Source organism: Guptibacillus algicola, assembly GCF_020171805.1.
In the GTDB taxonomy this organism is placed as follows: Bacteria; Bacillota; Bacilli; order Bacillales; family Guptibacillaceae; genus Guptibacillus; species Guptibacillus algicola.
Window position 1 is genome coordinate 549,280 of record NZ_JAIVAF010000003.1, and the last position, 25,167, is coordinate 574,446.

Here is a 25,167-nt window from a genome sequence, read left to right on the forward strand (position 1 = left end):
GTCTTTGCTTTTTTGGATTAAAAAGACTCCCATTTTACATTTTGAGCTGTTTCAAGTCTGTGTGTCACTTCGAGCCAGTTCACAACATTCCACCAGTTATCGATATAGTCCTTGCGCTTATTTTCGTATTGAAGGTAATACGCGTGCTCCCATACATCGAGTGCAAGAAGAGGAATAACATCCCACTGACTTAAATTTTGATGTTTCTCTGCTTGAAGAATCTCAAGCCGTCTTGAGACAGGTGACCACACGAGGATCGCCCAGCCTGAGCCTTCTACTTTATTAGCAGCATTCGTGAACTGTTCTTTGAACTTCTTAAAGCTACCGAAGCTTTTATTGATTTCATCTAGTAGAACTCCCGATGGTTTTCCTCCATGTGGGGTCATCGTTTTCCAGAATATCGTATGCAGATAATGTCCTGCGCCGTTAAAAGCTAACTCTCTTTCCCAATGTTTGATGAGATCGTAGTTTCCTTTCTTTCTAGCTTTCTCAAGTTCTTTTTCTGCCTTATTCAATCCATCTACATAGCTTTGATGATGTTTATCATGGTGAAGTTTCATGATGCGCTGAGAAATATATGGTTCTAAAGCATCGTAAGCGTAAGGGAGTGGTGGAAGCGTGTGACCACCGATCGGTACACTTTCTCGTCTGATCGATTTCCACTCATTGTAGAGGTCTGCCGCTCTCATGTATAAAGAACTGTTAGGTGAGGAGTCTTGAAGTTGAACATGATGTTCGAGATCTTTTAACCAGTTTTCTGTTAGCGGAAGGAGCTTGCTGTACTGGTCACTATCTCTAGATTGAGTGCTGATTTTTTCATAAAATGTTTTTCCCCAAACCAAAAGATCATTCGATGTGGAATTGTCCATGATCATCCTCCTTTGTATGCCGTTAATACTATATGACACAGAAATGAAAATCGTTTCATCAAAATTTAATGTTTTTAAAATCGACTGGTTGGGTATTCCCTCATATAGACTAAGACCTTTAAGGTGGGATTATTATGGGGAAACATAACGAAAAGGGGCAGAAACAGGTTAAAAAGCGCACTTTTTTACGATACACAGCACTTAGCATGGTATTTATCATGATTTTTGGTTTATCTTTTGGTGGCTATAATACGTATGCATATATAAATGACGCGCCTAAACTTAACGAAAAAGAGCTAAACCTTGCTCAATCGTCAACGATCTACGATCGAGAAGGGAATAAAATAAAAGATTTAATCGGTAAAGAGCATAGAAAAACCGTTGCTTTTGAAGATATACCAGATCATGTTGTAAACGCGTTTATCGCAGTTGAAGATGTGAGGTTCTGGGATCACAAAGGTGTTGATGTGAAACGAATCGGTGGTGCAATCTTAGCGAACATCAAGGAAGGATTTGGTGCTGAGGGCGCAAGTACGATCACACAGCAAGTTGTGAAGAACATGCTTCTAGAGCCTGAAAAAACGATGAAGCGTAAAGTTCAGGAAGCATACCTTGCAGTGGAATTAGAAGAAGCGTATTCAAAAGAAGAAATTTTCGAAATGTATGTTAATAAAATCTATTTTGGTAATGGAGCATATGGGGTTGCAACCGCAGCTGATACATACTTCAATAAAAGTTTAGATGAATTAACGACTAGTGAAGCTGCTCTTCTTGCTGGATTACCGCAGAGACCTTCTGGTTACGATCCATATAAACATGAAGATCTTGCAGAAGAGAGAAGAGGAACCGTACTTTACTTAATGAAAAAACACGGTTATATCAATGAAAAAGAAAGAAAAGAGGCTGAATCACAAAAGGTGTCTGATCTAATCGTCGAGAAAAAAACACCTACGACGACGAACGACGCTTTTATTGATCAGGTGATCGAAGACTTGAAGAAAGCGGGTATTCCTGAAACGGCACTGTTTACAGGGGGTCTGGAGATTTATACAACACTAGACCAAAATGCTCAAAAAGTAGTCGATGACGCTCTTACGACAGACCAAGCTGTGAATTATCCTGACGAGAAATTCAAAGCAGGAATTGCTTTGATCGATACGCAAACTGGAAAGATCAAAGCGATCGGGGGAAATCGTCAATCTGAAAAGAAAGACGTTCAAAAAGGATTCAACTACGCAACACAGCTTAAACGTCAGCCTGGTTCTACAATCAAGCCGATCCTTGATTATGGTCCTGGTATCGAGAACCACAAGTGGTCTACGAATAAGCAATTCGTCGATGAAAAACTTGAACTGAATGATAAAGAAATTAGCAATTGGAACGATGAATTTCAAGGCAGTGTCTCGATAAGAACTGCATTACAATGGTCATATAACATTCCGGCGATCAAAGCATTTATGGAAGTCGGAGGTGAAGAGGCTAAGGTGTTTGCAGAGAATCTTGGAATTCCAATCGATCATACGTATCCTTCGTATGCTATTGGAGGTTTCAAAAATGGAATTTCTCCACTGCAGCTTGCAGGTGCCTATGCTTCATTCGGCTCTGGTGGAGTTTATCATGAGCCTTATAGCGTTGAGAAAGTTGTTTATCCGAATGGTAAGGAACTTGATCTAGCACCAGAAGGAAAGCGTGCGATGAGTGAAGGAACAGCGTATATGATCACGGATATGCTCCGTACAGTAGTCAATGAGGGAACAGGAATGCAAGCAGCAATCCCAGGTCTTGATGTTGCAGGTAAAACAGGTACGACGAACTTACCAGAAAATATCAATGCAGAAGGAACGTCTGACTCGTGGTTCTCTGGATATACAACAAATTATACAGCTGCAGTTTGGACTGGTTATGACAAAACGACAGCTGATACGTTTATTCATAAGAAGGATGATGACATCGCGAAATTGTTGTTCAAGCATGTGATGACAACCGTTTCAAAAGATGTTGAAACAGCATCATTCAAGAAACCAGATTCAATAATGGAGCTAGAAATTGATAAGGAATCAGGTCTACGAGCAAATTCAAAAACTCCTTCATCCCAAATCATTAAGGAATTGTATTTTGTAGGTGAGGAGCCAGAAAAAGCAAAATTACCTAAACCAAAACCAGAAAAGAAAGACAACGATGAAGATAAAAAGAAAGATCAAGAAAAGGATGAGAAATCATCTAACGAGAACAAAGAAAATGAGCAAAGTAATGAAGGAAATAACGATTCAGAAGAACAGACCGATACAGAATCTCAAGAGCAGGATGAAACTTCAGAAGACAGTAATGAAGAAAACGCTGAAGAAGGTGCTGAAGGTTCTGGAGATGATGATACCGGAAGCGAAGAAGGCACTGGTGGCTCAGGCTCAGGCGATGACGGAAGCGGAGAAGGCACTGGTGGCTCAGGCTCAGGCGATGACGGAAGTGAAGAAGGCACCGGTGGCTCAGGCTCAGGTGACGACGGAAGTGAAGAAGGCACCGGTGGCTCAGGCTCAGGTGACGACGGAAGTGAAGAAGGCACCGGCGACTCAGGCTCAGGAGACAGCGGAAGCGAAGGAGGCACCGGCGGCTCAGGCTCAGGAGATAGCGGAAGCGAAGAAGGCACCGGTGGCTCAGGCTCAGGCGACGACGGAAGTGAAGAAGGGACTGGTGGCTCAGGCTCAGGAGATAGCGGAAGCGAAGAAGGGACTGGTGGCTCAGGCTCAGGAGATAGCGGAAGCGAAGAAGGCACCGGCGGTTCAGGTTCAGGTGAAAGCGGAAGCGAAGAAGGCACCAGCGGTTCAGGCTCAGGTGAAAGCGGAAGCGAAGAAGACACTGGAGCTTCAGGCTCAAGCAACAGCGGAAGCGAAGAGAGTACCGAAGCTGCTGAAGAATCTTCAAAAACGAATGAAGAGGGAGACGATGAAGCCTCAAGTGATGCTTCAAAGACCAGCTCTTCTAATGTGAATGATAAAGAACAATAAGATATAAAGAAAACCTCTATCTTGGCGAGCGCTAATCGTCTGATAGAGGTTTTTCTTTTTTTTAAGTACAAAAAAACCGCCTGAGAAAAAGGCGGAATTATGATGGAGGTGCTAACGGTACATAAGGACTAAATTCTGACTGTGATTCGAACTCCGGCGCTGGCTCTGTGTACGCTCCAGTATTATAAAGGTTAGAAAGTGGTTTGATGACCCCTGCACTGCCAATTTGAAGAACTGAAGAGTTTGAAATTCCTTCTACTCTAAGCTGATGAATGACGATGTTTTGATTTACAAAGAAATTCAAGGCTCTTCAGCTCCCTAGTTATTTGCAGTGATGTCTTGGTCAGCTAAGTCAGGATCGAAGGAATTCGTCATGCTGAAGCCGTTGTTTACAACATGGAAATCACCAGTATTAAAACCACCAGAACCTGCATATGTTTTTGAAGTCGATTTAGGTGTCGTATTAAAACTGTCTCCGAAGTTTACGACTCCCCCTGCGCTGTTAATCTTTACTGGACCTACAATAGAAGGCATGGATAAACATCCTTTGCAGTGATAGTTATACCGTATACTATGTCTAATCTGGGGATATGTTCGACTTATCCTCGTTAGGATCAGAGAAGAACTCTCGAATGTTTTTCACCCTAGATTCGAGTTGTATCCTTTGAGTAGACCCAACGTGGAGAACTGAAGATGCTGCAACACCGATGATGTCGATCCCGCCTACTTTTATGACGGGGTTTTCTTGTATGGTAATTTGTTCAACACATTCCGTAATGGGAGGAAGCGGTATTTCTTGAGAATAAATAGGAAATTCGGATAGATCCTTAGCTTCGTCCCCATTGAAGATCGGTAACTCTCTTTGTACAGCATATACCTGTGCTTCAGGTGTGATTTGATTACTGTCTCCAATTTGCACTGTTCCTGCAAGGTCGATCGATGCGACTCGAATCCAGTTAACGAGCGAAGCTCTAGATGGAATGATCATGTTGTGATCGGCACAAATGGTCTTGTGACGATTAGGGACTCAGGTGGTGTATCAAAAATTGAAGAACATGCAACTGTTTGAGTATCACCGATAAGAACAACGGATGAGCTTGCAACGGCCATGATTGAAAGTTGCCCAACTGAAAGACCTCTATTTATGACGGTGTATTTCACTGTGGTTCCATCCCCTTTGGCAAGTTTTTAATGAAAGCTTCCATCCCCTTTACGACGTCTCGCTTGATTTTCTCAACGATTTCTTCCGTTACTTCCTCATTGGATGCTGATGGTGAACGGGTACCATTTTCACTCAAGTAATGATTGATACGTTGATCGAGCTGTTTATGAATATCATTTAAAATAAACTGACGATACGGATCGTCGAGGGGATAGTTATATTGTTTTTCTAATTCCATAAGTTGTGGTAACGCATCTCTCTGCATATAAGATTGGACGTTTTGTTGAATCGCTTGAATCGATTCAGGAGAAGCAGCTGGTGAATTAGGAGATTGTGGCTGTCCGTTGACAGTAAAATCTTCTAACATCTCGCCACCTGCTCCTGGAGTGAGTCCAATATTCAATGTGCCATCCAATCGTTCGATTTTTAGCTGATCAAATTTATATTCAACTTTTTCAATGTTTGTTTTAGGTGTTTGCGATTGTTCTTGCATTTTTAATTCGAGCCGCTTTATCTTCTTTTCGAGCTTGGTTATTCGATTGTCCTGTTGAGCAATCGTTTCTTGCATCCGTTGCAATATCGCATATAAGTTGTCGTTTGGATACATAGACAATCCACTCCCGTGTCACAATCTTACATACAGTCTATGCTCAATTTAATAATAGGTGTTCGCCCGATTTTAGATATTTGCAACTACGTTTTGGTCAGCAACATCGGAATCATTTACAGATGTTACACTGTAGGAACTACTCACATTAAGTCCGTTTCCTGTATTAAATGAACCTGCACCAGCAAAGGTTTTCGCCGTGCTGATAGGAGATACAATAAACACGTCACCGACATGAAATACTCCGCTACTACCGATGCTGTTTACTTTGATTGCTCCAACTAATGCCGGCATGATTTCACATCCTTTTTCTAACGTCTCTTGTTACTGTATGCGATAAAAAGGGCTGATGTTCAGACAAGTGATTAAGGAAAGCGATCATTTCGTACTTATTCCTAACATAAGGGGTAGCCGCTGGTTAGTTTTTTTCTTTTGAATATTTCTCTTTATTCTGTTGAAAAATAGTCTCGTCAGATATTAGAAGAAAAGGATGTGACTGTATGAAAATTATCGCCTCATTGCTCCTGACCGCGCTAATGATCGTAGGAATAACCCCGATCACTCAAGCTGGCGAACAATCAAACGTAAGAGTTATTCATGCTTCTCCAGATGCACCAGCAGTAGATGTTTATGTCGATGGGAAGCCTGCTTTCGAAGGAGCTTCGTTCCAATCGGCAACGGATTATGTTTCTGTAGCGCCTGGAGATAGAAAGATTCAAGTGTTTCCTGCTTCCGCTGGAGGAAAAGGAGAACCAGTTTTAGAGAAGACGTTAACGATTGGTAGTGGAAAAGACTATTCCGTTGTTGCTTTAGGAAAGCTTTCTGATCTTTCTTTGCTTGTTCTAGAAGATGAAAAAGGGTCAACAGAAAAAGCAGGAATCCGTGCTGTGCACGCTTCACCTGACGCACCAGCAGTCGATATCGCTGTAAAAGGTGGAGATCCAATCATAAGTGATCTGTCGTTCGGTAACGCTTCAGATTACACGATGGTTGACTCAGGAACATATGACCTTGAGATCAGGCCAGCCGGAAGTAGTGAATCAGTTTTAGATATTCCGAATATTCCTGTCGAAAGTGGGCAGAACTATACTGCGATAGCTGTTGGTTTCCTAGAAGGTGACCCAGGGCTAAACGTTGTTCTTTTAAAAGATGGTAAGTAATAGTTGACCGCAGCGATAACCGCTGCGGTTCTTTCTATCCTGTAGGAGTGAGTCGAATGCATACAAAGCAAACCGTTCGCTATATTTGCGAACAGTACCAAAGTGGTAATCACTATTTTTATAAACAGGAGCTCATCACACACGATTCCTGGCAAAACCCTTCTTCAATCCAATGGTCAGCCAAACGCCCGATTACGAGGAGGACATTTCAAGCGAAACAAAAAGAAGGATACAAAACGATCATCATTAAGATAGAGAAGGCACCTGCAGAAGTCCTCTTATTCACTAAGCGGAAGCAAAGCGTTTAGAAAAGGGTGGGAAGTGGTATTTACTTTTAAAAAAGAAAATAGGAGGTTCTTTCATGAAGACGATCTATCACGTTCAAAGCCATAGTGATGAGAATTGGCAAGTGAAGCGAGAAGGAGCTGAGCAAGCTACCAAAACGTTCAGTACAAAAGAAGATGCCTATCAGTTTGGAAGAGAACTTTGTGATTCTAATAGACCTTCTGAGCTTATCGTGCATAGGCTAGACGGTGAAATCGAGGATAAAAGCCTCTATAATGACTAGTAAATTTGGTTCGGGCGTACATATTTTTCAGCTTTTGAATAAATATAGTAGTACTAACTACTACTTTTAGATGAAAGAAGGGAACTGTGATGGATTTTATTAGTCCCACAGCTGGAAGAGTGACGGTCGAACAAGTTACTGGGTTAATCGAGTCGTATACAAAGGAAGATCCAAAAGCGACGTATCGCATTGTGATCGGTACGGACTCTCAAACAACACGAAAAACAACACAATTTGTGACTGCATTAATCATTCATCGTGTAGGAAAAGGTGCGAGGATTTTTTATCGCAGAGAGAAGCATAAGCCAATTCACGAGTTGAGGCACCGCATTTATAAAGAAACCGAAATGAGCCTTGAGCTTATGGAATCGTTGAAAGATGAGGGAATCGCACAGCTTTTAAAGAAATGGCCGATTGAAATTCACCTTGATGTTGGAAAGCAAGGTGAAACGCGTAAAATCATTCAGGAAGTAGTTGGATGGGTGACGGCGGTAGGATACATCGCACGTATCAAACCATATTCTTATGGCGCGAGCAGCGTTGCAGATAAGTATACGAAGTCAATAAGTTAAACTGACCAGACGGGTCAGTTTTTTTCTTTGGACAACCTTAACCAAGAATTTTACGGTTAGTACTGGAAAAAAGTGCTCGTACCCTTTACCATTAGCCTAACTACTACTTTTCGAAAGGAGTGAGGTTAATGTCTGAAGAGTCAAGAGTCTATGATGTCTACCAACGTCCGTTACGAGACTTGCGAATTTCTGTAACGGACCGCTGCAATTTCCGATGCCGCTATTGTATGCCAGAAGAAACGTTTGGTCCGGATTATGAATTCCTTCCGAAAGCAAGTCTTCTAAGTTTTGAGGAGATCACAAGGCTTGCCAGGTTGTTTGTAGGATTGGGAGTGGAGAAAATAAGGCTTACAGGAGGAGAGCCCCTCTTAAGAAAAGATCTTGATGTGCTCGTACATATGCTTGCAACGATTGACGGCCTTAACGATATTGCCCTCACTACAAATGCTTCTCTTCTAAAAAAGCATGCTATGAAATTAAAAGAAGCTGGCTTAAATCGTGTCAATGTAAGTCTTGATGCGATCAACGATGAAACGTTCGGGAAAATGAATGGAAGAGGCACCAAAATTAAGCCTGTTCTCGATGGTATTCAAGCGGCTAAAGATGCTGGGTTACAGGTGAAAATAAATATGGTCGTTCAAAAAGGTGTGAACGATCATGAAATTATTCCGATGGCAGAGTACTTTCGACACACTGGCCATATTGTCAGATTTATTGAATATATGGACGTTGGAAACTCGAACGGATGGAAATTTGACCATGTTGTTAGTAAAAAAGAGATCGTGAATCAGCTATCAGAACGGTATCCACTAGAAGAGGTTGAACCTTTGTATTATGGCGAAGTTGCAAACCGTTTTTCATACAGCGATGGAGCAGGTGAAATCGGGGTCATTTCTTCTGTAAGTGATTCGTTCTGTTCAAACTGTACGCGTGCAAGATTGTCAGCAGACGGTACTTTGTATACGTGTTTATTCTCATCCAGGGGACGAAGCTTACGGAATCCACTTCGAAATGGTGCGTCAGATTATGAAATGAAGGACCTGCTCGAATCCATTTGGAATAAGCGTGATGATCGCTATTCTGATGAGAGAACGGAAGAAAAAGTAGCAAATCGAGAGAAGATCGAAATGTCCTTCATAGGTGGGTGACGTGATGAAGAGTAGTAATAGAAAAATCGTTAGCTATCATAAAGGAGCTTTTCGTGAGAAAGAAGATTGTATTGCTCTTGAAAAGCCTCTTACAATCAGAGTGAATGGAGTTGAATTCGCAACAGTTGTATGCACCCCACAAGATCTCGAGGAACTCGTGATTGGTTTTCTCGCTTCTGAAGGCGTCGTTCGCTCTCATAAAGCGGTTAATGAAATGATGTTCAATGAGGCGCATGGAATCGTCAACGTAATAGCGGAAACAAATGTTTCGCTCGAAACTGACATGTATACAAAGCGGAAAATCAGCTCATGTTGCGGAAAAAGTAGGCATTTTTATTTAGAAAGCGATTCTAGAACAGCTAGAACAATTATGAATGCGCCAACGCTCTCAGCAGAAGATTGTATACAGTATATGAGCACGCTTCAAGATGAATCGTTGACGTTTCGTTCGACAGGCGGTGTGCATAATGCGGCGCTTTTCAGTAATGGAGATATGATTGCGATCAGAACAGATATCGGGCGTCATAATGCGCTGGATAAATTGTACGGCTATCTTCTTCAGAATCACGTTTCACCATCAGAGGTAGCGGTTGCGTTCAGCGGCAGAATTTCTTCAGAAGTTGTGCTGAAATTATCTAAGATGGGTATCGGTGTCCTCTTATCGAAATCGGCACCGACTGACCTTGCATTAAGCCTTGCTGAAGACCTAGAAATTACAACGGTAGGGTTTATTCGGCGCGGTGGATTTAACATCTATACAAGAAGTGATCGAATACTATTGTGAAGTGACGCGAAGCTCAGAGATCTATTCTCTGGGCGTATTTTAATTCATAAATTGAACCGACTCGCATGAACTTTCGTTTATTCGCTCATACTACCTTACATACAGAGTAAGGAAAGGCGGGTTGGTGATGAGCTTTACGATTGCTATGCTACTTTTTGCATTTGGATTATTGGTTGTTGCAAGTCCAAGGATACTATTCCATAAGCTTGAAGTGAAAAAATCAGATACAGCCAATCATTCACGAGCTTCAAAGAACTCAGATCGTGGAGAGAGTATTCTTTTTTTTATTGAAACAAAAGCACTCGACTCCATCCCATGGTGGGTCGTGACACTTTTTTGTGTGTTAACAGGTTTATTTCTCATAGCACTTGGTGTAATTGCACTTGTTTTTTCTTACTGAAAACGAAACTTTATAGGATAATGATTCGTTTAAATAGTAAAGTAGAAACAAGGGTAGCCGTTTGGTCTCCCTCGATTAGTGGTATTAAGTACTAGATAGAACGACACAGGGAGACGTAAGGGGTTGGAGAAGATGGAAATGGGCAAGAAGAGCGATCAAGTCTGGCTATTTTATTTTGTGCTGGTAGCATTGCTATTTATAAAAACGTATTTAGTGTATCGATTTGAATTCTCACTAACGATAAGAGGTGTGGGAGAAGAGCTTTTGTTGTTTATCAATTCAATAGGGGCTATTAGTTTGCTGCTGGGGATAGGTCTATTCAAGAAATACTCAAAACCGGGCCTTATGCTAGCGGTTTATTTTTTGTTATCTGTCATTTTATATGCAAATGTACTTTACTACCGTTTTTACATAGATTTCATTACGGTGCCGGTTCTTTTTCAGTTCGGTAATGTTGGTGGATTAAGTCAAAGTACTGTTGAATTGATCAATTGGTATGATCCTCTTCTTGTATTAGACTCACTAGTAATCTTTTGGCTTATAAAAAGGTGGAGATTACGTTCAGTTTCATTATCAAGTAAGTTAAAGAAAAGAACAGCACTATTTGGAGCTGGAATGTTCATTGTTACAGCCGTGCTCGCACTTATCATCCATCCATTATTATTTGAGAAATCATATGATCGTGAGCTATTCGTTAAGTCACTAGGAGCTTATACTTATCATGTGTACGACGTAGCGTTCCAATCGATCACGTCATTAAACAGCGTGTTTGCAGATGATACGGATATATCAGAGATTCAGAAATTTGTTGAGAAGAACAGTGTCGATAGGTCGTCTTTCGCTGGTGTAGCTGAAGGTAAGAACTTAATACTCATTTCGCTTGAATCGACACAGGCATTCATGATGGACGAGAAAGTCGAAGGAAAAGAAGTGATGCCTTTCTTAAACAGTTTGAAAGATGAGAGCTTTTATTTTCCTAATTTCTATCACCAAACAGCACAAGGTAAAACATCTGACGCAGAATTCATGATCGATAATAGTTTATACCCACTTGCTGGAGGTTCAGTATTCGTTAGGAAGCCCGAGAATAATTTTCTCTCCCTTCCATTAGCATTAAAGGATGAAGGGTATACGACAACATCTTTTCACGGTAATGATCGTCAGTTTTGGAACCGTGAAGAAATGTATGAAACGCTTGGGTATGACCGTTATTTTTCCAAGAAAGATTTCGATGTAACGGATGAGAACTCAATTAATTACGGGTTGAAGGATATCCCGTTCTTTGAACAATCGATTCCTTATTTGAAAGAATTAGAAGAGCCTTATTCTGCAAAGTTCCTTACGCTCACAAACCACTTTCCTTATTTGCTAGAAGAGGAAGATACGCTCATCCCGTTACCTGATACGAGTAAGGATGTTGTGAACCGGTATTTCGCGACAGTACGTTACGAAGATGAATCCATTAAGAAATTCTTTAAAGACTTAAAAGCAGAAGGATTATATGAAGATTCGATCTTCGTCTTATATGGAGATCACTATGGTTTATCAGAAACGTATAATGATGCGATTGGAGAATACCTTGGCAAAGAGATCGGTCCAGTTGAACACGTTCAGCTGCAAAAAGTTCCACTGATCATCCATGTTCCTGGAGAAGAAGGGAAGGTGTTTAACACTGTTGGGGGTCAAATTGACTTAAAGCCGACCATTCTTGAACTTCTTGGTGTGAATGAACAAAAGAGCTTGAATTTTGGAAGAAGCTTGCTCGCCCCAGATCGAAAGAACTTGGTCATTTTGAGAGATGGAAGCTTCGTGACGGAAGAGTATGTATACACGAAGAACACGTGTTACAACAAAGAAACAACTGAGAAAACGAATCGAAACAAATGTGCACGCCACTTTGATCACGTTCAAGATGAACTGGACTTCTCAGATCGCGTGATCTACGGTGATCTCCTTCGATTTATGGAGTGAGATGATGTAAAAAGAGTCACAATCATGATACTCTTTAATAGGACTATGAATAAGGAGTTTGAGTGTATGGATATTCAACGTTTGCAAATATTGACTGAAGTTATCCGTGAATACAAAACAGCGATTCATATGGATGAGAGAAAAGATGAAATCGGTAGTGAAGTTCTTGAAATCATTATGAATTCACAAGACTTGGTGCTGTATGGTCATGTGAAAAGAGCGAAAGAAATCGATCGTTTTCCTGAGGAAGCGGTCAAACACTTGGATGAAGCAACCGCTTATCTTCACGAAAAGATCGATGAGCAATTGCCGAATCATTAAGTCTAGTACAACTTAAAAACAGCGTTTGAGCACTCCCGAGTTTTTTGGGAGTGCTCATTATTATTTTGCGAAGAATATGAATACTTGGTATATTGAAGAAAATAGCCCTATTTGTTGCATTTTGTCGTATAACAATGATATATTTTTAACTGTTTAGTACAGTAAAGGGGGATTATTACTATGTTTAAGTACATAAAACGATTTGCTCCTATGGTAATTGTAGGACTTCTCGTGTTAGCCATAAGCGCTTGTTCGAATGACGAACAAAAAGAAAGTGAAGAAACCACTTCAAAGTGGGATGAAATTAAAGAAGAAGGCAAGCTGGTCGTTGCAACTTCAGGCACGCTATACCCAACTTCATACTATAAAGAAGGATCAGATGAGATTACTGGGTATGAAGTAGAAGTAGTGAAAGAACTAGCAAAACGTCTTGATCTAGAGGTTGAATTCAAAGAAATGGGCTTTGATGGTATGCTGACAAGCCTTAAATCAGGTCAAGTAGATCTAGCTGCAAACGACATTACTGATACAGAAAAGCGTCAAGAGAAGTTCACTTTTTCTGAGCCTGTTAAATATTCTTATGGAACAGCGATCGTTCGTAAAGACGACCTTTCAGGTATCGAATCATTAGATGACCTTGAAGGAAAGATTGCTGCAGGAGCATCTACGACTGTTTATATGGAGGTTGCTCGAGAGAATGGTGCAGAAGAAAAGATCTATTCGAATGCAACCAACGAACAATATTTACGAGATGTGTCGACTGGACGTACGGATATCATTCTAAATGATTATTACCTTCAAACACTAGCTCTTGCTGCATTTCCTGAGTTGAATATCACGATTCACCCTGACATTAAGTATTTACCAAATAACCAAGCAATTGTAATGAATAATGGAAATGACGAGCTAGAGAAGAAAGTTAACGAGACAGTTAAGGAAATGAAGGAAGATGGCACACTTAAAGAAATTTCTGCAGAGTTCTTCAACGGTGCGGATGTATCAGTCGAGCCTGATATCGATTTTGATAAATAGAAGGGTGATGTAACAAATGGGTACCTTTCAACCTGAAAACCTATTTGATGCAGACCTTGCCTTAAGATCGTTTCCCTATGTCATTGAGGGACTAGGGTTAACGATGTTAATCGCTGTCGTCGGAATGCTAGTCGGTCTGTTTTTAGGGTTGTTTCTAGCACTCGGTCGAATGTCTAAAGTGAGGGCTTTACGTTGGCCGGCACGGTTGTACATTTCATTTATGAGAGGAACACCGATCCTAGTATTTCTTTACATCTTATACTTCGGTCTTCCTATGGCTGGAATCGAGTTTTCTGCTATTACAGCTGCGCTGATCGGATTTAGTTTGAACAGCTCCGCGTATATCGCAGAGATTCAGCGATCTGCGTTATCCTCAATCGAAAAGGGTCAATGGGAAGCTTCAACAGCTCTCGGTATGTCTTATTGGCAAACAATGAGAGAGGTCGTCTTGCCCCAAGCTACACGGATTGCAATTCCTCCTTTATCGAATGTAATGTTAGATTTAATCAAGGCATCTTCTCTAGCAGCAGTAATTACGGTGCCGGAACTCCTTCATCACGCCCAAATTGTTGGAGGGCGAGAATTTGATTTTATGACTCTCTATATATTAGTAGCCTTCATCTATTGGGGTGTATGTGTAGGCGTGTCGTTCTTACAAGAATTACTAGAGAAGCGTTACTATTATGTGAACTAATCCCTGTCTTGCAGGGATTTTTTTGTAAGTATCAAAAAATTACCATAATTACCTTATCTGTATCGTAAAAATGATAAGATTTGTGATACGATTTACTTATGAGCTAAATTTGAAGGGAGAACGTTCACACCATGAAGAAACAATTAAGTTTGCTAGTCCTGCTAGCAGTGCTGTTGCTGGCTGCTTGTTCGAACAATGAGGGAGAAGCCAATAAGGAAAAAGAGTCTACTGATGATACCGTTTCGATGGAGGATACGCAGAAAGAACTCGAGGCGATGAAAGTCGATGCGGATAGCGTTGTAGCGACTGTTAACGGAGAAGAAATCAGCGGGAAAGATTACAACTCCATGTTGATGCAAACACAGCTGCGTTACACGATGGAAGGGAAAGACCCTTCTAAGACTGAAACAGCTGAAACGATCAAAAAAGAAGTAATGGATAACTTGATCGGTCAGGAGCTTCTCTTACAAGAAGCTAAGGAACAAGGCTTTGAGGCATCGGATAAAGAAGTTGAAACCGAGCTTGATCAAGTGAAATCACAGTTCGAAAGTGAAGAACAGTTACAAGAAGCGTTGAAAGCGCAAGGAATTACCCTTGAGCAACTCGAACGGCAATATGCTAATATCGTGGTTGTTGATAAATACGTTGAAGAAAACGTTAAGACACCAGAAGTAACAGAAGAAGAAATGAAAGCATTTTACGATGAACAGTTCACAAAAGATGCGGAAAACCCCCCTTCTTATGATGAAATGAAAGATCGCATCAAAAGTTACCTTGAAGAAACAAAGCTGCAGAAAGAAGTTCAAGAACTTAGAAATAAGCTAAAAGAAAATGCAGAAATAGAAGAAATGGTCTAGGTCAGCATAAGCTGACCTTCAGATTGTCGAGAAAGTAGAAAGGTCCATTCGCCTCGGATATAGTAGTGATTTCCGCTACAGGATGCTCGCTTTCCGCGGGGCGGGCGGTGAGTCTCCTCGTCGCTTTCAAAACGCTCCTGTGGGGTCTCACCTGTCCCGCACGTCCCGCAGGAGTCGAGCTTCCGCTCCAATCAGCATTAATATGTGGTTTTGAAAACAAGAAAAGCCATAAAGTTACTTTTAGGAATATAAAACAGAGGACTACTTAATTATAATCAGTCGGAAAGTTTGCTTTCATTGACTGCTACCTAGTAGGAGTGAATACCACTTGACTCCCGTGGAAAACGGGCGTTCGAGACTCTGAGTGGACGGCTTTTTGTCCTCGATGAGGCTCGGGCGTTCGTCCACAGGAATCTTGTGGTATTCAAACTCCTACGGCATAGGGAACACATTAATCAGGTTTCTCTACAAACTGTAGGTCAGCATAAGCTGACCTTTTTTTGTGAAAGAATGAGGAGGCTATAACGTGGAGAATGTTATCCAAGAATTACGTAGGTACGTAGAGCAAAAGCTTGAAAATGAAGGGAGCGGACATGACTGGTCACATATTGATCGTGTAACAAGACTTGCAATAATCATTGCAGAAGCAGAACAGGCCAACTTATTTGTTTGTGAAGCTGCGGCGCTTGTTCATGATCTTGTCGATGATAAACTTACATGTCCTGAAGAAGGTTTCAAAGAAGTCGAAAAGCTCTTGAGGCACGTAGAAGAAAATGACAGAAATCATATTATCGAGATTATTTCGACCATTTCATTTAAAGGCGGAAAAATGCCTCCCGTCCGCTCACTCGAAGCAAAAGTCGTGCAGGATGCTGATCGATTAGATGCGATCGGAGCAATCGGTATTGCTCGTACATTTGTTTACGCAGGGTCAAAAGGTGACATGATGTATGACCCGAGCCTTACTCCTAGAGAAGAAATGTCTGCATCGAGCTATAGAGAAGGTCGCTCAACCGCGATTAATCATTTCTATGAAAAGCTATTAAAGCTGAAAGACTTGATGAACACAGAAAAAGGAAAAGAGCTTGCAGAAGAAAGGCATGCATGTATGGAGTCGTTTCTAGAACAGTTTCATTATGAATGGGAAGGTAAGAAAAAAGTGTGAATAAACTCCATTCACTAGTACAAACTGAAAACAAAAGACGAGAGGGTGTTTCTAGTGGATGCAATGAGAGCAAAACAAATTATCTCTTCAAAAGAAGACATTCAAGTCCATCATAATGGCGTTCCAGTTTGGTTAACGAGCGTTAATGAACAAAAGGAAACAGCAAGAATTCATGAAACCGATCGCCCCGATCATGAACATGATGTGTCGCTTTATCAGCTATTTGAGCAGTAATAAAAATAATGAATAGGAAGAGAGAATCAGCACTGCTGGTTCTCTTTTTGTATGGATAAGATGATGGTTAATTGGCGTACGGTAGTAGTAAAAACGATGTGTTTCCTGCTTCCTGTGAACTTCTTTTCTAGTAAATGCATTATTCTAAGCTTTACGGGGAATAAGACAAATAAGTAATGTAAATGACTTTCTTATAACAATTGTATTAAAGCAGTTGCGGCGAAGCTTGTCTAATGGAAGCAGCTTATGCAAAGTAATTAGAAGTTTAGTCGAATGCGTTTTGATTCCTCTTAGTATTGGGCATAATGGTTATGTGTTCGAGTGAGGAGGAATGCAGAATGTATGAGTTTGAGGCAATCATTGAAAAGAAACGAAAAGAAATGTTTGATATAGCAGGACGATATGGATTTGCTTCTGAGAAAACGATTCGCTGCAGCCAGGAATTAGACCGGTTGTTAAATGCACTCATGCAACGCCGGGCTACGTAACTAGCGGGTTAGAGAAATGAGAGATCAACTATTTTTCTTCCTGTGTGGGTTTAAATGAGGAGGAAATCGTCATGAAAATTGATCTTAAGGCAATTCTTAATAAGGAGTTGTTTGACTGGATACAGGATCACCCGAAACGCAACCAATTACTAGAATCAATTGAAGGAGATATCTTTCAAGCAATCGTTCAGTTTCGAGAATGCAATGATACTAATTATAATGGAAATGATGACTGGACGTTATTTGCTCTTCGAAATGAAGAGATGTGGAAAGATGAGGTTGATCCACTTCACCAGTGTAAAAGCCGTTAATAGAGGACGGCTTTTTTTGTTGGATTTTTTTACTAATTATATGCAGGATAAAAACCTGACCATGTAGAAAAGTTTATGATGATAACGATAACCATGCACTGGGGAGGGAACAATGGTCAAACAGTCAGAAAATATTCTCATAGAGAAACATCAGCTTCATGAGCTACATAGAGAATACGAAACATATCTGTCTCTCTTCACCCATTATCCTGGTATGATGTTTTCTCTTAATCTAAATGGATACATCACGAATATGAATGGGTATGGCGAACAGTTTGCACAGCAAAATGGAGAAAGTGTTTTAAATAAACATTACACGGAATTTATCATACATGCGGATCGGAAGAAAGTAGAAGAAGCATTTAGAAACACACTAGCAGGAAAGATTTCTAAGCTTCAAACAACACTAATACATGTAACTAGGAACAGAGTAGATGTTGAGATCATCACGATTCCTATTTACATTAATAATAAGGTCGATGGTGCTTTTAGCATTGTTAGAGATATTACGTTAGAAAGAAAAACCGCAGTAGCGTTAAAGGAAAGCCAGGAGAAGTACAGGCTTATCGCTGAGCATACTTCAGAATTAATAAGTCTTGTTAACGTTGAAAATGATACTGTTATTTACGCATCACCATCCCATGAAACGATTCTTGGATATTCTCCTCACTATTATTTAGGTCGATCGATCACACTGGATGTCTATCCCGGTGATAAGAGGAGCATAAGTAATTTATTGAAAAACGATCCTCAAGACCCATCTCCTGCTGTGGTTGAGTTTCGTAGAAAACATGCGAACGGTTCGTGGCTCTGTCTTGAAGATCGAGCGACGCTTATTCCTAGTGGCTTAGACAATGAGCGAACGCTCGTTGTTGTCACAAGAGATATCACTGAGAAAAAAGAAGCAGAGCGTGAATTGAAGCAAACACTCAAACAGCTCAAGGACATGAAGTATGCACTCGATGAAAGTGCGCTCGTGTCGATCGCAGACAAAAGAGGCAAGATCACGTCAGTCAATGACAAGTTCTGTGAGACATCTGGATACATGAAAAAGGAGTTGATTGGTGAAGAGCATATGATTCTAGATTCAGGCTATCACCCAGAATCTTTTTTCACTGAGATGAGAAGCAAAATAAGCAAAGGTGAAGTGTGGAAAGGTGAAATCAATAATAAAAAGAAGAACGGAGAGGTTTTCTGGGTAGATACTACGATCGTTCCTTTTCTTGATGATGAGGGAGAGCCTTATCAATATGTTTATATTAGGAAAGATATTACAAATCGAAAACAAACTGAAGAGTTTCTAAGAACGTCTGACAAACTATCCGTCATAGGAGAACTTGCTGCTGGAGTGGCTCATGAAATCAGGAACCCACTCACATCCTTGAAAGGGTTTACACAAATACTGAAATCTAGGCTATCGGATGAGAGTGATCAGGAGTTTATCAAGATCATGATGTCTGAACTAGACCGAATCAACATGATCGTAAACGAATTTATGGTCTTGGCGCGACCTCAAGCAGTTACCTATGAAAAGGCGAACATCCTCGACCTCATCGAGAATGTACTAACCCTAATTGAAACGCAGGCAATATTGAATAATGTGCAGATATTTACTCGGCTAATAAAGACAGTCCCTGCCATCACATGCAGTGAAAATCAAATCAAGCAAGTTTTGATCAACGTTCTAAAGAATGCAATCGAAGCGATGCCAGACGGAGGAGAAATTGTTGTATCCGTTTACGTTGATTCCACAGACATCATGATCGAAGTGAAAGATAATGGAACTGGTATACCAGATCACCAGCTATCACACCTCGGTGAGCCATTCTATACTACTAAGAAAAAAGGAAATGGTCTTGGATTGATGATTTGTAGAAGGATCATTCAAAATCATAAAGGTGAGATGACGTTTGCGAGTGAAGAAGGTTTAGGAACAACAGTGGCGATTAAGCTTCCATTAGATTTACAACAATAGCACCCAGTTGAGGGTGCCTTTCTTTTTTTTTAATGCCTTTACAAAGGGATAGTAAGCGCTTACAATATAAGAAAGATATTTTCAGAATAGTTAAATAAAAGGATGTGTTGAGGTTGAGAAGCGAGACGAAGTACCGACTGCTTGCCTTTGGAGAATTCAACGCTGAAACGAATTGGAACGAAAACAATCGCCTTTTTAATTATTCAATAGCCACAATTGGTGCACTTGTGTATGGATTATCACTGTTATTATGAGTACATAAAAAGGCACTTCCTTCAATAGAGGAAGTGCCTTTATACGTTTACGATGCCATTTTGTCTGAATTGCTATCAGATAATTTGTTCATCAATGTCGTACTTGCTTCATTTAAGCCAACAAACTTAACGGAAATACCGTTTTGAACAAATTTAGCATGAATCTTATCAATTGCACCTACTGCAGAATCATCCCAGAGATGAGCATCTGATAAGGAAATTTCAACGCGATCGATTTCTTCTTTATAATCGAAGGATTTGATTAAATCCGTTACAGACGCAAAGAATATTTGACCTGATACTTCATAAATTCTACGGTTGTTCGCGTCATCGAGTGTACTGTTCACATGAATCTTAGAGATTTTTGCTGCGAAGAAGATCGCACTCAATACGATACCAGCTAGTACACCATTTGCTAGGTTATGCGTGAATAATACGGTTAATACAGTAACGACCATAACCGCAGCATCCGTTTTCGGAAGACGGTGTAAGTTCGTAAGTGATGACCAATCGAATGTTCCTACGGATACCATGATCATAACCCCAACGAGTGCTGCAAGTGGTATTTGACTTACAATATCACCCATAACTAGAATCAAAAACATTAAGAATGAACCAGCAACTAGAGCTGAAAGACGTCCTTTACCACCTGATTTAACATTGATGACAGATTGTCCAATCATCGCACAACCAGCCATACCACCGAAGAAACCAGTCACGATGTTAGCAACACCTTGTCCTTTTGCCTCTCTGTTCTTGTTACTATCTGTATCCGTCATATCATCAACGATCGATGCTGTAAGGAACGACTCAAGAAGTCCAACGAGCGCGAGCGCTAATGAATATGGGAAAATAATCATTAGAGTGTCAAGGTTAAATGGAACGGATGGAATAAAGAATGCAGGGAGTGCTTGAGTAAGCTCACCCATATCGCCAACTGTTCGTACGCCACTTCCTGACATGATTGCAATCACTGTAATAACCACAATCGCAATAAGTGGGGAAGGAATAACTTTTGTAAATCTAGGTAGAAGATAGATGATCGCTAGTGCTCCAGCAACCATAAGATACATCGGCCAAGATTCTCCTACGAAGTGTGGTAGCTGTGAGCTAAAGATAAGGATTGCGAGGGCATTCACGAAACCTACCATAACCGAACGTGGAATAAATTTCATGAATTTGCCGACTTTCAATACTCCCATAGCAATTTGCAGAATACCAGTTAAGATCGTTGCAGCGAATAAATACTGCAGACCGTGATCAGCGACAAGAGTTACCATCAGTACAGCCATCGCACCTGTTGCTGCTGAAATCATCCCTGGTCTACCACCAGTAAATGAAATGACGACGGCAATTGAGAATGAGGCGTACAATCCTACCATTGGATCGACCCCTGCCATTATTGAGAAAGCAATGGCTTCAGGAATAAGCGCAAGCGCCACGACTAGTCCTGCCATAACGTCACCACGGACGTTTCCGAACCATTCACTTTTTACTTGTTGAATTGACAAATAATACACTTCCTTCTTTTATGCGTATTCCTTCCCTCCCCGGAAAGGTGGACCGGACAAAACAAAGTGAATTATACGCAGGAAAGAGGAATGTGACGAGCCTCCAATTGTGGCGTGAAAGCGAACTCATGGATTTCATGCTTTTATTTTCTTCTATTTACTCTATTTTTCATTAGATTTCAACTTTCTGGGGGTAAAATTCGAAATGATCGATGTTCTGTAGAAGTAGCGTGATAGGCAGCAGAGATTCCTTTTTGTGCGACTAAGTGTTTTGGTACGCGTTTCAATTGAACTGCGAAACGCTCTTCAGTTGAAATTAGAGGGTGAGATAACGAAATGGTACTTTCATCGATCCAATTCGCAACGATGCGCTCGTCTTTTGATAGGAAATAGAATGGTTGTGAGAAGCCCTCTTTAAACCATGACAATTCATCTGATTTGTGGACACCAGGATCTTGGAAACAAACATATAAAGAAAGGTCATCGAAAAACTGGAGAAGGTGATAGTGAAAAGTGAAGAGGTCTTCCTGAATGTTGAAATCTTGTAACAGTGCTTTCTGACGTTTGTTTTCATCATTGTAAAAGCTAACGCCTTTTGGTGAAGTAGCGTTTTTGAAGAAAGATTGGTAATGCTTGCTGCATAGGTATGCGGCATATGAGCTGTACTTATGAACCTCTTCAATTCCTTTTATGTAATAATCAAGCTTAACTGGAAGGGGATAATCCATGAAGGAAAATGGGATTTGGTTAGCATCGTTCCAAATTGGAACTTCATCAAGTGATTTCCATCCTCGATCGTGATGGTGAATCGCGTAGAGGACGTCATGTTGATAGGAAAGGTCTGGCCAGTAGTTTCGATCAAGCTTATTCGCGAGCTGACCTGATAGGAGAGCATGTTCATGCTGTCTGATCATAATGTAAGAATCATTTTGTTCATAGACAATCATCCAATCATCCTTTCGATAGGTATAAAAAGCTCCCAATCATTGTAGGGAGCTTTTCTTGATTTCCTGAAAGTTGATTCGAGCATTTGTGTGGTCGATCTTAGCGATTGTGAATGGCTTCGTAATCGCCTGTGTCACCATCTCATCCTTTTTAGGGTCGGTTGTATAGTACTTAACCAATAATTTGTTATCCTCTTTTGAAATGCTGTCAATCGTTATCGAGTAGCCTCCTGTAGGCATTTCACCTCTCGTTATAATGATATAGAGATGATCGCCTGATGGAACAGTGAATGTAGACTTTTCTAACCACTTTTGTTGTAAGGTTGTTTGTATATCTTGAGGTGCATTGTTCATTTGAACCGTTTCAAACTCAACTTCTTCAGACACCTTTTCACCCCCGTTAGTTTCTGGTTGTTCAGATGTATTCTCTTCATTCTGGCAGCCAGAGATAACTAAAGCGATCACAATAGTAAGTAAAAGTATAATGTGTCGCACTGATCTTTCTCCCTCCTTGCACATAAACATCGATCGCATGGAAATGATGTGCGTAGTAAGTTTAAGTTTAGCGAAAATTAGATAAAATGGAAAGGGTTTACCTTGTATGGGGTTACATTCGTAGATGTTAGGGTAATGAATCTATGGTGATAAAGATCATGATAAGGAAGGGGACTAGACATGCAAAACGAAATTCTTACGTTTCTAAAAAATGTTGAAGAACCAGTTTCTACACACGAAATCATGGAGTATTTATCAAGGAAGGGATATAGCCCTGATGAGGAAGAGCTTGTAAGGGTAATGAAAGAAATCCCATCATCGAAACTGCAAACTGAATATGACGCTTCGGTTGTGGATCCAGCACCATCAGTATTGTATAAGGCTGGTCCAGAAGCTTAAGTTATTTCTTGCGTCGAAATGTATCGACTAAATAAAGGCCGAAAAGCAGAAAGAAAAACAGTCCGATGGCAACAAATATGTCCATTATTGTAGATAACATCGATGACATCCTTTCAATACACTTTTTCTTTTCAGTGTAACAAACTGTTTAGAAAGTTTGTTGGATTACTCGTCCAACAAGAAGAAGAAAATGCTATACTAGTAGCATTGAGTTAAGGTATGGAAGGATGTCATCATGAAACGTATTAAGTTTAATGGTTCAAAATTTATTATTGTTTTCTTTATTGTATTCGTTATTGTCGGAGCAGCAAACGTCTTGATGAGTGACGGCAAAATGAACACGAGTGAGTACGTTCTAAGTGAGACTCAAAAAGATGTCGTCTCACGATCAGAAACACAACCAAAGATTCCTGTAGGTGGATTGCTAAATAGTAAGCTTACAGATGATAACCGCGTATCATTAACAGCAAAGCTTAGGTACAGCGGTGATGAAGAGAATTCAATCAAAGTTGTAGAAGATGGAATGTTGAACTATAAGATCACAAAACATGAGACCGATGAAGTAGTCATTCCCTTTACTACGAATGAACCCACTGTTGAAGAGAACGTATCACCAAAAGACATTTTGGAAGGGGAAGCTAAACTAACAGCGGAGCTTGAACCTGGCGTTTATCAAATCGAAGTCACAGTACCAATTGAATACGAGGGTGAAAAAGAGCGTTTTCTATTTCGCATCCCAGTTGAGGTTCAACCGTAAAACAGCAGACAATCTGCTGTTTTTTTATGGTAAACTATAGGAAAAAGTAACCTGGGGGGAAAGGATGAAGAGGTTAAATACATATAAAATTATCGGAATATTGGTTACATTAGGGTTGTTCTTTGTTGTTTTTAACTTTCTACAAAATAGAGAAGCTGATTTTGAAGTAGATGCAAATGTATTCAACGTGATGGAGTCATCAGCTGAACTAGATAACCAAATGAAGCAAATCATTCCACAAATGAAGCTAGCTGAACAGCTCGATGCAGTCAATACATATAATATGACCATCCCAATACTTGAGTTGGATCGCGAGCTTGAGATCCATGATGCGATGGTGCTTGCTTATGGAGGGATATATCTTTCTTATTCCTTCCCTCTAAAGAAAGATGATTTACCGCAAGACCTCCCATCGCTCACGGTAGGGAAGGTCAGCTATGATACTGAAGCCGAAGGTAGTCAATCTAAAGTCGTCAATCAGCAGGAGATGCAATATCGGAATTCAATGAAGCCTATGGTTATGGATCATCGCGTTTATAAAGCTGCGGTCTTAATTCCTGCAGACCTAGAAACGTTCCGTCCAGATGATGATATCCACCAGTTGAATTATAGTAAAGAAGTTACGCTCCAAAATTTAAAAGTCAACGAAAATGGAAAGAAAGTCTCTTTAGATGATGTGACTTTAGACCTCAGCAATGGGTACATGGGCAGTCCTTTTGCTGAAGCTGACTTGAATACAACAGTCCAAACGAAAGAAGGTTCCATCACGTTTTCGAAATTCACCGCAAACTTTCACGGGAATGAGATATTTTTTAATACAACCCTACCTGATCTATCTCACATTCTTATCACTCAACAGTTTGGAGAAGAATCCTATCAACATCGGTATAAGGTGAAGAAAGAAGGAGACGAATACTCCATACTACTTCAGCCGTTTTATGAATTTGAAGAAGAGTTGAACTATGAAGTTACCGGCATTTCAAAAGATCATAATGGATCCTTTTCTACGACGATCGATAAGGAAAAACTAACACAGATAAAAAGCGGTGAACTGCTAAAAGCAGGAAGCTATGGTGGGATTACCTATTCGATTGGTACAGAAGAGATAAGGGGATCCCATAAACTTTCTCTACTATTAGAGGGTGAAAGTCACGTTCATCATGAAGAGGTTCGAACATTTAATCTCATGAACGGAAATGAAAAGGATCAACATCCATATCGACAAGACTTTAGTTCTCTATCAGTTGAGGATCGTAACCGTGATGAAATCCTTATTTACGACATTGAAAAATCCGGTGATGGTTTTTTCGTTAATCTCGATATGGGGCATGTAACCTCCTTATCACCTGTTACTGTGAACCTGTCTGGCCTCCCTAATATCGTTCCTGTAAAAGGAAAAATCAGTGCACCTCTAACAAAAGTAAAAAAAAATAAATAAAATAATAAACTTTAGGTTTCGGAACTTGCAGACGGGGTATAGTTATTAT

At 40.4% G+C, this 25,167-nt stretch carries 32 protein-coding genes; 22 read left to right on the top strand and 10 right to left on the bottom strand.

Annotated features, from left to right (window positions below; all coding sequences use genetic code 11):
• Window positions 1-17: 17 nt before the first annotated feature.
• Window positions 18-869 carry a superoxide dismutase gene (locus LCM09_RS10405; protein ID WP_404800810.1) on the bottom strand — a complete coding sequence of 284 codons (852 nt, stop codon included), beginning with the start codon at window positions 867-869 and terminating at the stop codon, window positions 18-20.
• 134 nt (window positions 870-1,003) lie between these two features.
• Here LCM09_RS10405 and LCM09_RS10410 point away from each other — a divergent pair, with 134 nt between their 5' ends.
• Window positions 1,004-3,871, top strand: coding sequence for a transglycosylase domain-containing protein (locus tag LCM09_RS10410; protein WP_224881317.1), 2,868 nt, complete (start codon window positions 1,004-1,006; stop codon window positions 3,869-3,871).
• A gap of 97 nt (window positions 3,872-3,968) precedes the next feature.
• Here the strand turns inward: LCM09_RS10410 and LCM09_RS10415 are convergent, their stop codons facing one another.
• The 6 genes from LCM09_RS10415 to LCM09_RS10440 all read right to left on the bottom strand — a co-directional run bounded on the left by LCM09_RS10415 (window position 3,969) and on the right by LCM09_RS10440 (window position 5,934).
• On the bottom strand, window positions 3,969-4,175 hold the full coding sequence (locus LCM09_RS10415) for a spore germination protein GerPB (RefSeq protein ID WP_318246507.1): 207 nt from the start codon (window positions 4,173-4,175) through the stop codon (window positions 3,969-3,971).
• Window positions 4,176-4,189: 14 nt separating this feature from the next.
• Window positions 4,190-4,405 (bottom strand): spore germination protein, encoded by a 216-nt coding sequence (locus tag LCM09_RS10420; protein WP_224881319.1) that lies wholly within the window; start codon window positions 4,403-4,405, stop codon window positions 4,190-4,192.
• A gap of 43 nt (window positions 4,406-4,448) precedes the next feature.
• Window positions 4,449-4,859 carry a spore germination protein GerPE gene (locus tag LCM09_RS10425; RefSeq protein ID WP_224881321.1) on the bottom strand — a complete coding sequence of 137 codons (411 nt, stop codon included), beginning with the start codon at window positions 4,857-4,859 and terminating at the stop codon, window positions 4,449-4,451.
• Window positions 4,856-5,032, bottom strand: coding sequence for a spore gernimation protein GerPD (locus LCM09_RS10430; protein ID WP_224881323.1), 177 nt, complete (start codon window positions 5,030-5,032; stop codon window positions 4,856-4,858). Before LCM09_RS10430 ends, LCM09_RS10425 begins: the two co-directional genes overlap by 4 nt.
• A complete protein-coding gene (gerPC, locus tag LCM09_RS10435; RefSeq protein ID WP_224881325.1) occupies window positions 5,029-5,640 on the bottom strand; it encodes a spore germination protein GerPC in 612 nt (203 codons plus the stop codon). Before gerPC ends, LCM09_RS10430 begins: the two co-directional genes overlap by 4 nt.
• 72 nt (window positions 5,641-5,712) lie before the next feature.
• A complete protein-coding gene (locus tag LCM09_RS10440) occupies window positions 5,713-5,934 on the bottom strand; it encodes a spore germination protein (RefSeq protein WP_224881327.1) in 222 nt (73 codons plus the stop codon).
• A gap of 206 nt (window positions 5,935-6,140) precedes the next feature.
• Here LCM09_RS10440 and LCM09_RS10445 point away from each other — a divergent pair, with 206 nt between their 5' ends.
• The 18 genes from LCM09_RS10445 (at window position 6,141) to LCM09_RS10530 (ending at window position 19,574) form a co-directional block, all read left to right on the top strand.
• Window positions 6,141-6,800, top strand: coding sequence for a DUF4397 domain-containing protein (locus tag LCM09_RS10445; protein WP_224881329.1), 660 nt, complete (start codon window positions 6,141-6,143; stop codon window positions 6,798-6,800).
• 56 nt (window positions 6,801-6,856) lie between these two features.
• Window positions 6,857-7,108 carry a hypothetical protein gene (locus LCM09_RS10450; RefSeq protein WP_224881331.1) on the top strand — a complete coding sequence of 84 codons (252 nt, stop codon included), beginning with the start codon at window positions 6,857-6,859 and terminating at the stop codon, window positions 7,106-7,108.
• Between the two features lie 53 nt (window positions 7,109-7,161).
• A complete protein-coding gene (locus tag LCM09_RS10455) occupies window positions 7,162-7,368 on the top strand; it encodes a DUF2188 domain-containing protein (RefSeq protein ID WP_224881333.1) in 207 nt (68 codons plus the stop codon).
• Window positions 7,369-7,457: 89 nt separating this feature from the next.
• Window positions 7,458-7,940 carry a ribonuclease H-like YkuK family protein gene (locus LCM09_RS10460; protein WP_224881335.1) on the top strand — a complete coding sequence of 161 codons (483 nt, stop codon included), beginning with the start codon at window positions 7,458-7,460 and terminating at the stop codon, window positions 7,938-7,940.
• Between the two features lie 128 nt (window positions 7,941-8,068).
• Window positions 8,069-9,088 (top strand): GTP 3',8-cyclase MoaA, encoded by a 1,020-nt coding sequence (gene moaA / locus LCM09_RS10465; protein WP_224881337.1) that lies wholly within the window; start codon window positions 8,069-8,071, stop codon window positions 9,086-9,088.
• A 4-nt stretch (window positions 9,089-9,092) separates the two neighbouring features.
• Window positions 9,093-9,872: a formate dehydrogenase accessory sulfurtransferase FdhD gene (fdhD, locus tag LCM09_RS10470; protein ID WP_224881339.1), complete on the top strand. Its 780-nt coding sequence runs from the start codon at window positions 9,093-9,095 to the stop codon at window positions 9,870-9,872.
• A gap of 127 nt (window positions 9,873-9,999) precedes the next feature.
• A complete protein-coding gene (locus tag LCM09_RS10475; RefSeq protein WP_224881341.1) occupies window positions 10,000-10,272 on the top strand; it encodes a hypothetical protein in 273 nt (90 codons plus the stop codon).
• Between the two features lie 132 nt (window positions 10,273-10,404).
• On the top strand, window positions 10,405-12,243 hold the full coding sequence (locus LCM09_RS10480) for an LTA synthase family protein (RefSeq protein WP_224882928.1): 1,839 nt from the start codon (window positions 10,405-10,407) through the stop codon (window positions 12,241-12,243).
• Window positions 12,244-12,309: 66 nt separating this feature from the next.
• On the top strand, window positions 12,310-12,564 hold the full coding sequence (locus LCM09_RS10485) for a hypothetical protein (protein ID WP_224881343.1): 255 nt from the start codon (window positions 12,310-12,312) through the stop codon (window positions 12,562-12,564).
• Window positions 12,565-12,744: 180 nt separating this feature from the next.
• Window positions 12,745-13,596: a transporter substrate-binding domain-containing protein gene (locus LCM09_RS10490; protein WP_224881345.1), complete on the top strand. Its 852-nt coding sequence runs from the start codon at window positions 12,745-12,747 to the stop codon at window positions 13,594-13,596.
• A 16-nt stretch (window positions 13,597-13,612) separates the two neighbouring features.
• Window positions 13,613-14,290 carry an amino acid ABC transporter permease gene (locus tag LCM09_RS10495; protein ID WP_224881346.1) on the top strand — a complete coding sequence of 226 codons (678 nt, stop codon included), beginning with the start codon at window positions 13,613-13,615 and terminating at the stop codon, window positions 14,288-14,290.
• A gap of 131 nt (window positions 14,291-14,421) precedes the next feature.
• Window positions 14,422-15,147, top strand: a complete 726-nt coding sequence (locus tag LCM09_RS10500) for a SurA N-terminal domain-containing protein (protein WP_224881348.1) — start codon at window positions 14,422-14,424, stop codon at window positions 15,145-15,147.
• Between the two features lie 526 nt (window positions 15,148-15,673).
• Window positions 15,674-16,312 (top strand): HD domain-containing protein, encoded by a 639-nt coding sequence (locus LCM09_RS10505; RefSeq protein WP_224881350.1) that lies wholly within the window; start codon window positions 15,674-15,676, stop codon window positions 16,310-16,312.
• Between the two features lie 63 nt (window positions 16,313-16,375).
• Window positions 16,376-16,546, top strand: coding sequence for an H-type small acid-soluble spore protein (locus LCM09_RS10510; protein ID WP_224881352.1), 171 nt, complete (start codon window positions 16,376-16,378; stop codon window positions 16,544-16,546).
• A 338-nt stretch (window positions 16,547-16,884) separates the two neighbouring features.
• Window positions 16,885-17,034 (top strand): aspartyl-phosphate phosphatase Spo0E family protein, encoded by a 150-nt coding sequence (locus tag LCM09_RS10515; RefSeq protein ID WP_224881354.1) that lies wholly within the window; start codon window positions 16,885-16,887, stop codon window positions 17,032-17,034.
• Window positions 17,035-17,105: 71 nt separating this feature from the next.
• Window positions 17,106-17,345 carry a hypothetical protein gene (locus tag LCM09_RS10520; protein ID WP_224881355.1) on the top strand — a complete coding sequence of 80 codons (240 nt, stop codon included), beginning with the start codon at window positions 17,106-17,108 and terminating at the stop codon, window positions 17,343-17,345.
• 112 nt (window positions 17,346-17,457) lie between these two features.
• The gene (locus tag LCM09_RS10525; RefSeq protein ID WP_224881357.1) at window positions 17,458-19,320 is read left to right on the top strand and encodes a PAS domain S-box protein; all 1,863 of its coding nucleotides are present in this window, start codon (window positions 17,458-17,460) and stop codon (window positions 19,318-19,320) included.
• 113 nt (window positions 19,321-19,433) lie between these two features.
• Window positions 19,434-19,574, top strand: coding sequence for a hypothetical protein (locus LCM09_RS10530; protein WP_224881358.1), 141 nt, complete (start codon window positions 19,434-19,436; stop codon window positions 19,572-19,574).
• Between the two features lie 47 nt (window positions 19,575-19,621).
• Here LCM09_RS10530 and LCM09_RS10535 read toward each other — a convergent pair whose 3' ends face one another.
• From LCM09_RS10535 to LCM09_RS10545, 3 genes are all read right to left on the bottom strand, one after another.
• On the bottom strand, window positions 19,622-21,085 hold the full coding sequence (locus LCM09_RS10535) for a SulP family inorganic anion transporter (protein ID WP_404800811.1): 1,464 nt from the start codon (window positions 21,083-21,085) through the stop codon (window positions 19,622-19,624).
• 179 nt (window positions 21,086-21,264) lie between these two features.
• Window positions 21,265-22,068, bottom strand: a complete 804-nt coding sequence (locus LCM09_RS10540; protein ID WP_224881360.1) for a DUF3891 family protein — start codon at window positions 22,066-22,068, stop codon at window positions 21,265-21,267.
• On the bottom strand, window positions 22,069-22,524 hold the full coding sequence (locus tag LCM09_RS10545) for a protease complex subunit PrcB family protein (RefSeq protein WP_224881362.1): 456 nt from the start codon (window positions 22,522-22,524) through the stop codon (window positions 22,069-22,071).
• Window positions 22,525-22,704: 180 nt separating this feature from the next.
• On the opposite strand from LCM09_RS10545, the gene LCM09_RS10550 reads away from it, so the two are divergent.
• The 3 genes from LCM09_RS10550 (at window position 22,705) to LCM09_RS10560 (ending at window position 25,118) form a co-directional block, all read left to right on the top strand.
• A complete protein-coding gene (locus tag LCM09_RS10550; RefSeq protein WP_224881364.1) occupies window positions 22,705-22,923 on the top strand; it encodes a hypothetical protein in 219 nt (72 codons plus the stop codon).
• A 235-nt stretch (window positions 22,924-23,158) separates the two neighbouring features.
• Window positions 23,159-23,680, top strand: a complete 522-nt coding sequence (locus tag LCM09_RS10555; protein WP_224881366.1) for a hypothetical protein — start codon at window positions 23,159-23,161, stop codon at window positions 23,678-23,680.
• A 64-nt stretch (window positions 23,681-23,744) separates the two neighbouring features.
• Window positions 23,745-25,118 carry a hypothetical protein gene (locus tag LCM09_RS10560; RefSeq protein WP_224881368.1) on the top strand — a complete coding sequence of 458 codons (1,374 nt, stop codon included), beginning with the start codon at window positions 23,745-23,747 and terminating at the stop codon, window positions 25,116-25,118.
• Window positions 25,119-25,167 lie beyond the last annotated feature (49 nt).